This window comes from Vibrio sp. 704, from assembly GCF_033339295.1.
The window spans coordinates 1-639 of record NZ_JAWOUH010000568.1 but is presented as its reverse complement, the minus strand read 5'-3'; the positions used below and the strand labels follow the sequence as shown (position 1 = coordinate 639).

1 protein-coding gene is annotated in these 639 nt (G+C 43.3%); it reads right to left on the bottom strand.

Annotated elements, in window-relative coordinates:
- The coding region (gene dsbB, locus R7R24_RS27800; protein ID WP_318120298.1) for a disulfide bond formation protein DsbB at positions 1-529 on the bottom strand (529 nt) is incomplete at its 3' end.
- Positions 530-639 lie beyond the last annotated feature (110 nt).

The window sequence follows — 639 nt, the reverse complement described above, 5'->3', positions numbered from 1 at the left end:
TTGGATTCTTACGTTTCACCGGAAAGAACTGTGCAATCACGATCAACGCCAAAGCGACCAAGTTACCAGCGAAGATAACCACCAGCCATTGTGGCATCGATAAGTCGAAGAACTGCCAAACAATTTTTGAACAATCGCCATACGCTTCAAACATCCAAGGAACCCATTGGTTTAACGGAGCCCAACTTGGGAAGGTGACAAAAAGATCACAAGTTGCAAATGGTGATGGATTGAACTGGTAATCAACATGCTGCATTGCAAGCATCAATCCTTTGTACGAGCTTAATCCCCAACCAATAAGCCCTAACCAGCGGAATAGTGCGTTGTTCGGTGCGATAAGTCCGATGATAGCTGCACCGCCAATACCCATCATTGCCACACGCTCATAAATACACATTACGCACGGGGCAAGCATCATTACGTGTTGGAAGTAGAGTGCGCAGGCTTCAAAAAATATGATGAACAAAAGAAGAAGCAACCATGATACGCGTCCCTTCGAAAATTGGTTAAGTGATGAAAAAATAGTCACGGTTTCAATCCTGTCTGAAATAGAAAAAAGCTCTGAATACTCAGAGCTTTTTATCGTGGATAAGTTTCCTAATCAACTCAAATTTTAGTGTCCGCCAGACACAACTGGAG